We start from the raw sequence: 9,670 nt of genomic DNA, 5'->3' as shown, positions 1-9,670 counted from the left end.
TTTAACGACCCCCGCCCCCCCCTCTCCAACCCCCCCTATGCGGGGGGCCGGCGCTTTTTTTTAATCCCCGCGGGGGGGGGGGCGCGGGCGGCCCCCCCCCCGGCCGGGCGGCCGGCGCGGACCCGTGCTCCAGATCGCGCAGCAGTTCGGTCGCCCGCTGGTAGCGCATGGACAGCTCCGGCGCGAGCGCCTTCATCACGATGTCGTTGAGCGCCTTCGGCACCTCGGGGTTGCAAAGGCGCGGCGGCCGCACCAGCGCGCCGCTCATCAGCTTGTCGAGGTCGCGCGGTGCGGGGGACTCGTACGGCAGAACGGCGGTCAGCATCTGGTACATGGTGATCCCGAGCGAGTAGATGTCCGACGCGAACACCGCCTTGCCCTCGAACTGCTCCGGGGCCATGTAGGGCGGGCTGCCGATCACGGTCGTTCCGTGCGCGGCGATCTCCAGAAAGCGCGAGGTGCCGAAGTCGGCGACCTTCAGCACGCCCGATTCGGAGACGAGCATGTTGGCCGGCCGCAGGTCGCGGTGTATCACCCCCTGCGCGTGGGCGTGCTCGATGGCGCGCCCGATCTGGCTGGCGTAGTAGACGGTGTGCGCCGCGTCGAGTCCGCCGCTCCCGGCGATGACCTCCTCGAGGGTCTGGCCGGCGACATACTCCATCACGATGAAGAAGACGTTGTCCTGCTTCTCGGCCGTCGTGATCGAGATGATGTTGGGATGGTCGAGGGCCGCGAGAAGGCGCGGCTCCCGCAGGAGCTCGCCGAAGTTCATGTTCTGCCGGTGGGGTACCTTGATCGCGACGTCCTTGTCGATCCAGGTGTCCCGGGCCAGGTAGACCGCGCCGAAGCCTCCGCTGCCGAGGGGGGCCGTGATTCTGTACTTGCCTAGCGTCTGCCCTCGGAACAGCATGCCGGTGCCGCAAGTATAGCGTGGGGTAACGCCGCGCTTCGGGATTCGGAAAGCGGCGTCGGCTTCAGAGATCGTCCCAGACGAAACGCAGGATCGACAGGGCCGCGACCGGCGCGGTCTCGGCCCGCAGCGTGCGGTGGCCGAGGGTGAGCGGACGAAAGCCGGCCGCTTCCGCGGCGCGGGTCTCGTCGTCCGTCCAGCCGCCCTCCGGGCCGATGGCGAGCACCGCGCCGGCCGGCCGCGGCGCGTTGCGGAGCGCGTCGAGCCCGGCGGATGCAGGGCCCGGATCCGCGGCCGACGGCTCCGCCAGCAGCAGGCGCATCGCCTCCGCCCGCGCGTCCTCCAGGAACCGATGGAGTCTCGCCGGGGGTTGAATGGCAGGCACGACGGCGCGCCCGCACTGCTTGGCCGCGGCGATGGCGATGCCGCGCCAACGATCGCCGGGAGACGCGCCGTCGCGCCCGAAGCCGCCGGCCTGCCCACGGTGCGTCAGCAGGGGGACGATTTCCGCCACCCCGAGCGCCGTGGCGTCCCGGATTACCGTGTCGAGCTTGCGGCCCTTCAGCAGGGTCACCCCGAGGGTCACGCGCACCCGGGGCTCGGCGACGGTGGCGACCGGCGCGCCCAGGCGCAGCACGGGGCGCCGCGGGTCGTCGTCCGTCAACGTGGCTTCATGCTCGTGGCCGCGTCCGTCGAAGACCTGGACGCGCGCCCCGCTGCGCAGGCGCAGCACCCGGCTGAGGTGGCGACCCTCCTCGGGGGACAGGTAGAGCTCGCTTCCGGGCGCCTCGACCCGCGGCGCGAAGAAGCGGTGAACGGACATCAGGTCTCCGGCGGCGGACAGACGCCGTGCGCCGGTCGTTCGAGGACGAGGCCGACCCATTCCTCCTCGACCGCCCGTTCGCGGACTCCTGCCCGCGGCTCCAATGCGGCGCGTACCGCAGGCTCCTCGCCGACCGTGATGCCGCCCGCGAGCAGCAGGCCCCCGGCCTCGACGAGTCGCAGGAGCGCCGCCGCATGCCGCAGGAAGAACGCGCCGGTGAGATTGGCGGTGACGACGTCGCCGGCCTCCAGGCGGAGGCTTTCGAGATCGCCCTCGACCAACCTGACGCGATCGTCGACGCCGTTGCGGCGGACGTTGTCCCGCGCGTTCGCCAGCGCGTCGGGATCGCGGTCGACGGCTGTCGCCGACCGGGCGCCGAGCAGCGCCGCGGCGATCGCCAGCACGCCGGACCCGGCGCCGAGGTCGAGCATGCGCCGGCCCGTGCGGAGGCGGTCGCGAAAGCGCTGCAGCGCCCGCAGGCAGAGCCGGGTGGAGGCATGGTGACCGGTCCCGAAGCCCATCGAGGGCTCGATGATCACCACGGTGGGGGAGCCGGCGACCGGCGCCGGCGCGTCCCAGGGAGGGGCGACGATGAGATCGCCGACCCGTACGGCGCGCAGTCCCGCGTGCGAGCGCGCCGCCCAGCCGTCGTCGGCGATGTCGATCGGGGTTGCCCGGGCGCCGTCCGCCCCCAGGGCGCCGTCGATGGCCCAGCGCGCGGCGTCGCGCGATCCCGTCGAGAAGAAATAGACGCGGCGCTCCAGGCTCACCGGGGGATGCCGGTGGCCGGGCGCGGCCGCGTCGTTCCCGGCGTCGTCGTCGTGGATGGCGAACGGGTCGTGGTCGTCGAGCAGGGCGTCGAGGCGGGCCAGCAGCGATTCGGCGGCGACCGGCAGATGGACGTCGAGCGCCGGACGCGGCGTACCGCGGCGCAGACTCCTAGCGCCCCGAAACGCCTCGCTGGCTCGGCGTTTCGGCCCATCCCCCCCGCTCCAGGAGTCTGCGCCGCAGAACTCACTGCGTTGCGTTCTGCGGCGCAGACTCCTAGCCAAATATATCCTTCACCCGGCTGAAGAACGGTCGGTTGTCCCCATGCTCGTTCGGATCGAACGATCGCTGCGGCATCATCCGGTCGAGATCCTCGATCAGCGCTTTCTGCTCGCCCGAGACGGAGGTGGGCACGGCCACCTTCACGTCGATGTAGAGGTCCCCGCGTCCCCGCCCCGAGACGTGCGGCAGGCCCCTGCCGCGCAGCCGCAGCCGGGCGTCTCCCTGCGTGCCCTTGGGGACGTGCAGGGTCTCGTCGCCGTTCAGCGTCGGGACGGTGATCGTGCCGCCGAGCACCAGCGTGGGATAGCTCACCGGAATGGAGCACAGCAAGTCGCTGCCCTCGCGGCGAAACACCGGGTGCTCCTGCACGTGGATGACGACGTAGAGGTCGCCCGGCTCGCCGCCGTGCGGCCCGTGCTCCCCCTCGCCCTGCAGCCGAAGCTGCTGTCCGGTGTCGATGCCGGCCGGCACCTTCACCTTGAGCTTCCGCTCGCGCGACACGCGCCCGTTTCCGCGGCAGGCGTCGCATGGATTGCGGATGATCGTACCGGCCCCGCGGCATGCGCCGCAGGGTCGTGCGACGGTGAGGAACCCCTGCTGGTAGCGCACCTGTCCGCGGCCCTGGCACTGCAGGCATGTCTCCGGCCGGGACCCGGGGGCGGCTCCCGAGCCGGCGCACTCGTCGCACGGCTCCTCGCGGGGAACCTGCAGGGTCGCCTCGGTGCCCGACTCGGTGTCTTCGAGCGAGATCGGCAGGTCGTAGCGCAGGTCGGCGCCCCGCCGCGGCCCTCGGCGGCGCCGGCCCGCGCCGAAGATGTCGCCGAATCCGAACATGTCGCCGAGGTTGCCGAAGATGTCGTTGAAGTCGGCGAACGTCGACGGATCGAAGCCGGGCGTGCCTCCGCCGCCGACTCCCGCGTGGCCGAACTTGTCGTAGCGGGCCCGCTTTTCCGAATCGGCGAGGACGGCGTACGCCTCGGCGGCCTCCTTGAAGCGTTCCTCCGCGGTCCGGTCGTTCGGATTGCGGTCCGGATGGTACTTCAGCGCGAGCTTGCGGTAGGCGCTCTTCAGCTCCTGCTCGCCGATGTCTCGCGATACGCCGAGGACCTCGTAGTAGTCGCGCTTGCTCACGCCTTGGCCACCCTGACCATGGCTGCCCGCAGCAGCTCCTCGTGGAACAGATATCCCCGGCGCAGCTCGTCGATGACGTCCCCGTCCTCGCGGCCCTCGCTGGCCTGGTACGCCACCGCCTCGTGCAGGTTCGGATCGAACCGGGCGCCGTCCGTGTCGATCGAGGTCACGCCGCGCTTGCGGAGAGTCTCCAGCAACTGCCGGTGAATGAGCTCGATCCCGGCGCGGTACGCCTCGATCCCGCCCGCGTCGGTCGAGGCCCCGAGCGCCCGCTCGAAGTCGTCCAGCAGGGGCAGCAGCGCCACGATGAGTACCCTCTCCGCCTGCCGGTTGGCCTTTGCCCGGTCGCGCTCGACGCGCTTCTTGAAGTTGTCGAACTCGGCCTGCTTGCGGAGCAGCAGGTCGCGGTACTCGTCGCGCTCCGCCGCCGGGTCGGGAACGGGTCCGGCCGCCGGCGGGACCGGGTCTGCGGCCGGCTCCTCGTCGGCCTGCGCCGGGCCCGCGTCTTCGGCAGGCTGTTCCTCGTCGGTCTGCGCCGGCTCCGCGTTCTCGTCGGTCTGCGCCGGATTCGCGTCGTCTTCAGGCTGTGCCGGGTTCACGTCGTCTGTCATGTTCGGATGAGGCCGTCTGGTCGACGAGCACCCGGCTGACGGCGCGCGAAACCTGATCCACCGCCGAGATCGCTCGGGAATAGCGCATGCGCCGCGGGCCGATGATGCCGATGCGCCCGGTGCGGGCGCCGTCGAAGTAGGTGGAGGCCACGAGGCTGAAGGCCTGCATCTCCGGCGACGAGTTCTCCGTGCCGATCACGACCGTCAGCCCCGGGCCGTCGAGGTATTCGTCGAGGACCCGAACCAGCAGGTCCTTGCGCTCGATCACCGCGAGCAGCGTGCGGAGGATGCCGAGCGGCACGCGGTCCTCGCCGTCGGAAACCTCCTCGGCGAGAAACCAGGCGCCCTCGACGAAGAGGTGGTTCGGCGGGACCATCTCCTCGAGCGTCAGACTCGCCAGGCGCAGGGCGCGCGAGCGAAGCTGGTCGTAGAGCATGCGTTCCTGCCGCAGTTGCTCGACCACCGCCCTCCGCACGTCCAGCAGCGGCAGGCCGGCGAACGTCTCGGACAGGTACCGGGCGCCCTCCTCCAGCGCGCCGCGGTCCGTCTCCTCGCCGAGGTCCACCGCCTTGTGCACGGTCTCGTCGTCGCCGGTCGTGACCACCACCAGGATCTTCGTGCTGCCCAGCGACACGAACTGGATGCGCCTGAAGGTGCCCGCCGCCACCCGGGGCAGGCAGGCGAACGCCAGATGATGGGAGGCGACCGACAGCTCGTGCGATACGTTCGACAGGACGTCGCTCAGCGTGCCGGCCTGCCGCAGCCGCGCCTCGACGTCCGGCGGGGGATCGGCGTCGCGCCGGCGGCTGAGGAGCCGGTCGACGAAGTAGCGGTAGCCGCGATCCGTCGGCACGCGGCCGGCGGACGTATGCGGTTGCCAGATGTAGCCCGCCTGCTCCAGCTCGGCCATCACGTTGCGCACCGAGGCGGACGACAGCCCGACATCGCCGTGCTGGGCGAGCCAGAGAGAGGACACCGGCTCGCCCGTTTCGATGTACTGGGTGATCAGCGTGCCCAGGATGCCGCTGGCTCGCTGCGTGAGCCGACCGAGGTCGTGGTCCTGGATCGTGGCCCGAGATGTCATGGTGCGCGCCGCGGCCCGGCAACGCGACCAGCCATGCCGGCCGCGCTTGGTTAACGACCTCCGATTATAGCAGCCGGTGCCGCCGCGCCGTTCGATACGGCCTCTCCCTCAGGGCGTTCAGCGGCGGTCCCGGCGACGGGGGGAGACCACCGCAACGGCTTCACGGCCGCCTCGGCCGCCGCTTCGACGCTGCCGGCTTCCAGCTTGCCGTACTTGACGGCGATCAGCTCGGCGAGAATGCTGACGGCGATTTCCTGGGGCGTCACCGCGCCGATGTCCAGGCCGACCGGGGCGTGCAGCCGCTCCGGACTGGCTATCGTCACGCCGGCTTCGCGTAGCGCGTCGTGCAGTCGCGCGACCTTGGCCTTGCTGCCGATCAGGCCGAGGTAGCGGAGCGGACGCGGCGCGAGGGCGCGGAGTGCATCCAGATCGTGCCGGTGGCCGCGGGTCAGGATGACGGCGTAGGCGGTAGGAGGAAAGTCCGTGTTCTCGAGCCACGTCGGGATGTCGTCGACGGCGACCTCGACGGCATCCGGGAACCGTTCCGCATTGGAGAACTTCTCGCGGTCGTCGATGACGTGGACCCGGAATCCGGCCGGCGCCGCCAGGCGCCCGAGCTCCAGCGCCACGTGGCCGGCGCCTACCAGGTACAGGTGCGGCGAGGCCTCGAGCGGCTCGATGTAGACCTCCATCTGTCCTCCACAGATGAGTCCCGACTCTTCCGCGATGTCGTCGGCGAGTTCGTACCGCGCGACGAGCGGCCGGCGGGTCTCCAGCGCGCGGCGCGCCTTCCAGAACGCGTCGTTCTCGTAGCACCCGCCGCCGATGGTGCCGATCGTGCGTCCGTCGGCGAACACCAGCATCTTGGCGCCGACGCGCTGCGGAGTGGAGCCCTGCGTGCGGATGATGGTGGCGAGCGCCGCGGACTCGCCGCGGGCGAACACGTCGTTGACGGCCTTGAAGACCTCTTCGTTCATCTCGGTGCGGCCCAGTATACCGCGCGCCGGCCCTCGCCGCGGACCGTTACACCGTGAGCAGCCAGTGATGGCCGGGGTCGAGCGGGAGGTGGCCCAGCAGCCGGTCGACGAGCATGAAGCCGTGCCGGTTCAGGAAATGGACGCCGGCGACGCTCCGTTCCTGGGGTATGCCGCCGGGAAAGCTCTGCGCCCGCGCTCGCTCGAACTGCCGGCGCAGGGTCGAATCCTTCCGCTTCGCGGCCGACACGACCTTGCCGCGCAGGTTTCCGAGCTCCCTGGCGATGCGGCCGGCCGTCGACGAGGCTGCTCCGGCGAGAGTCGGATCGAGCGTCGGGACGACGTTCCGAATAGTGTCGAGATGCCCGGCCGCGGACTGCTCGGCCGCTGCGATCGCCTGTTCGATTGCCTCCGGAATCTGCTGCGCCAGCAGCCGGTTCAGCGCCGCGTCGTCGCGCGGCTGGAGCTGCGCGAAGTCGACTTCGTAGCGGTTCAGGAACCTCACGGTCGCCGCGTCGACGAGGGTGGCGCTCGCCCGCGGGTAGATGATGGGCATCGGGACGTCGAACGCCGCATAGATGCCTCGCAGTTGGCCGAGGTAGGCAAGCTCGCTGGGACCCGCCACGTAGGCCACGGTCGGCAGGAGCGTGTCCTGCACTACAGGCCGCAGCAGCACGTTGGGGCTGAACCGCGCCGGCTCGGTGTCGATGTCTTCCAGCAGGGCCTGCGCCGGGAGCGTCCGTCCGCCGGAAGAGAACGTGCCGTCGATCGCGCGAATCGCCTGACGGGCGCCGTCGAGCCGAAACAACGCGACCGCCCCGGCGGCGGGAGAGACCTGGGCGTGGTAGCCCAGGGCTGTCAACTCGGCCCCGGCGTCCGCCGCGAGTTGCGCGGTGCGGCCCGGGTTCCCGATCTCGCGCTTGAACAGGGATCGCACGAACGGCTTGGCGGCGGGATCGGAGGCATCGAAGACCACGAGTCCGTGATCGCCCAGGAGCCGGTCGAGCCAGCGCGCGAACCCGTCCACCAGGCGCATTCCGGGTGCGTAGGACGCGGCCAGCGCATCCAGCACCTCGGCGGTGAACTCGGTCGGCGGCAGGGCGGCGCGCAGACTGTCGAGCACGCCCCGTATCGAGTCGTCCAGGACGACGGCGGCCGCGCTCGTGTCGGGCGGCGCGTCGATGTCGAGCGAGACGGAGACCCGCTGCAGTTCTCCGTCGAGGACGTGGCAGCCGCGTATCTCCTCGAGGTCGTGGTCCTCGGCGTCGATCCAGAAGACGGGGACCGCGGCGGTGCCGTGCTCGTCGGCGAGCCGGCGCGCCAGGCGCACCGCGGTGATCGCCTTGTGCAGCGTGAAGAGCGGTCCCCCGAACAGGCCGGCCTGCTGCCCGGTGACCACGGCCACCGTGTCCGCATCGCGCAGGCGCGCGGCGGCCGTTCGCGCCGCGGCGGGTGCCCCGCGGTTCTCGAGCTGCCGCAGGACGAGGTCGGCGATCGCCCCGTCCGGCCGCCGCCGCCGCCGGCTCTCCAGCGCGTCGATCCAGCTCGCCGCATGCGACGGGGAGCCGGCGAAGTAGGGCGCGAGCCGCTCGAAGGCGTGGCAATAGTCGCGAATCAGACGCCCGGTCCACGGCAGCCGCCGGTCGTCCAGACGAATTCCCGGGCTCTGTTGCGCGCCATCCATTGAATGGGAAACCTCCCCCATGGTACCATCCGGAAACCAGCCGGGGGATTTCGACCACTGACACGCGAGGACGCCGGGGAATTTCCTGTTCCTGGTGCATTCGGGCCCTATCGGGTCATGCATCAGGTCGGTACCGGGGTTCTCGGCCCCGTCTATCTGGCCCGTGAGTCCGACGGCGACAGGGCCGTCGCCATCAAGTCCTTTCATCTCGATCTGACCCCGGAGCAGGTCGAGGTCTTCGCCAACGCCCTGGCGCACATCGTCAACGTGGAGGCGTCGCACCCCGCGATCGTCGCGCCGCTCGCCGCGGGACTCGAGTCGGGCACGCCGTTCATGGCCTACGAGTACGTCGAGGCGGAGTCGCTCGACGTCGTCCTGCGGCGCGAGGGGCGCCCCGCCGAGGGGCTGGCATGGATCTCTGCGCTTGCCGACGCGGTGGATGCGGCGCACGCGCTCGGTCTCGTGCATGGAGCCCTGCATCTGCGAGACGTGCTGGTGACCTCCGAAGGCGTGTGCGCGACCGGCTTCGGCATCGCGAGCGCCCTCGAGCACGTACAACTGGGGTTTCCCGTGCGGAGGCCGTACACGGCCCCGGAGGTGATGGCGGGTCGCCGCTGGGGACCGCCGGCGGATCGCTTCGCCGTGGCGGTGCTGGCCTACGAGCTGCTCACCGGCACGCGGCCGTCGGCGGCCGGCGACGAGGCGATCGCCGACCTGGTCGATTTGCAGCCGGACGTCGCCGACCCTGCGGGCCTCCAGCAGGCGTTCCGCAACGCGTTGGCGGAGGACCCGGGCATCCGGTCGGCTTCGGCCGCCGGGTTCGTGGCGGCACTGGCGCGGGCGATCGGAGACGAATCCTACGCGAGCCGTCCGGCGGCGGCGCACGCCGGCACCGCTGCCTTCGCCGCGGGCTCCGTGCAGGAATCGGCGGAGGATCGGCCGGCCGCGCAGCACGGCGAGGATGGACACGGCGACTACGAGCCGTCGTTCGGTTCGCCGCACGAGCCGGACGCGGCGGGCAGCGAGGGCGGCGCGACCGGGCGTGCGCCGACCCCGCCGGTTCAGATCGCCCTGCCCGACGCGCTGGGCGGCCCGGATGAGCAGGATGCCGGCGCAGGGACCGCCGCCAGCGACGACGACGGCGGGTCGCGCGGCGCCCGGTCACGCCAGCCGGCGCACCCGCCGCGCTCCAAGCGCCGCCCGCCGTATCGTTCCGAGCCGCCGCGGCGCTCGGGGCCCGTCGTCGCGGTGCGGGATGAAGTGCAGTGGGATCCGCTGGACGAGCCGCGGGCCGCTCCGCCGTCCACCCCCGGGCCCGCGTACGGCGACGACCACGTACCCCACCCCCCGGGCCGAAATTGCATAGCTATAGTGGAGCCCAGGGATGCCCCCATAGCGGTACG

At 71.5% G+C, this 9,670-nt stretch carries 9 protein-coding genes; 1 reads left to right on the top strand and 8 read right to left on the bottom strand.

All coding sequences use genetic code 11. From position 1 onward, the window contains the following. Window position 1: 1 nt before the first annotated feature. The 8 genes from F4X11_08110 to bshC form a co-directional block, all read right to left on the bottom strand. Window positions 2-910 carry a serine/threonine protein kinase gene (locus F4X11_08110; protein ID MYN64976.1) on the bottom strand — a complete coding sequence of 303 codons (909 nt, stop codon included), beginning with the start codon at window positions 908-910 and terminating at the stop codon, window positions 2-4. Between the two features lie 64 nt (window positions 911-974). Beyond that, complete coding sequence (locus F4X11_08105; protein ID MYN64975.1) at window positions 975-1,793, bottom strand: 16S rRNA (uracil(1498)-N(3))-methyltransferase; 819 nt, start codon at window positions 1,791-1,793, stop codon at window positions 975-977. Continuing rightward, window positions 1,733-2,791 (bottom strand): methyltransferase domain-containing protein, encoded by a 1,059-nt coding sequence (locus F4X11_08100; GenBank protein MYN64974.1) that lies wholly within the window; start codon window positions 2,789-2,791, stop codon window positions 1,733-1,735. Before F4X11_08100 ends, F4X11_08105 begins: the two co-directional genes overlap by 61 nt. Then, the gene (gene dnaJ / locus F4X11_08095; protein MYN64973.1) at window positions 2,778-3,914 is read right to left on the bottom strand and encodes a molecular chaperone DnaJ; all 1,137 of its coding nucleotides are present in this window, start codon (window positions 3,912-3,914) and stop codon (window positions 2,778-2,780) included. The genes F4X11_08100 and dnaJ overlap by 14 nt, the downstream gene beginning before the upstream one ends. Next, the gene (gene grpE / locus F4X11_08090) at window positions 3,911-4,525 is read right to left on the bottom strand and encodes a nucleotide exchange factor GrpE (protein ID MYN64972.1); all 615 of its coding nucleotides are present in this window, start codon (window positions 4,523-4,525) and stop codon (window positions 3,911-3,913) included. The genes dnaJ and grpE overlap by 4 nt, the downstream gene beginning before the upstream one ends. Beyond that, on the bottom strand, window positions 4,494-5,609 hold the full coding sequence (gene hrcA, locus F4X11_08085; GenBank protein ID MYN64971.1) for a heat-inducible transcription repressor HrcA: 1,116 nt from the start codon (window positions 5,607-5,609) through the stop codon (window positions 4,494-4,496). The genes grpE and hrcA overlap by 32 nt, the downstream gene beginning before the upstream one ends. A gap of 50 nt (window positions 5,610-5,659) precedes the next feature. Beyond that, on the bottom strand, window positions 5,660-6,586 hold the full coding sequence (locus F4X11_08080) for a xanthine dehydrogenase (protein MYN64970.1): 927 nt from the start codon (window positions 6,584-6,586) through the stop codon (window positions 5,660-5,662). Between the two features lie 46 nt (window positions 6,587-6,632). Next, on the bottom strand, window positions 6,633-8,474 hold the full coding sequence (bshC, locus tag F4X11_08075; GenBank protein ID MYN64969.1) for a bacillithiol biosynthesis cysteine-adding enzyme BshC: 1,842 nt from the start codon (window positions 8,472-8,474) through the stop codon (window positions 6,633-6,635). Between bshC and F4X11_08070 the strand changes: the two genes are divergently transcribed. After that, window positions 8,271-9,670 (top strand): protein kinase (locus tag F4X11_08070; protein MYN64968.1); only part of this gene is annotated, 1,400 nt, incomplete at its 3' end. The genes bshC and F4X11_08070 overlap by 204 nt on opposite strands.

The sequence above is a fragment of the Acidobacteriota bacterium genome, from assembly GCA_009861545.1.
Taxonomy (GTDB): Bacteria; Acidobacteriota; Vicinamibacteria; order Vicinamibacterales; family UBA8438; genus WTFV01.
Note: the sequence above shows the minus strand (reverse complement) of the source record. Positions and strands in the feature narration are given on the sequence as shown.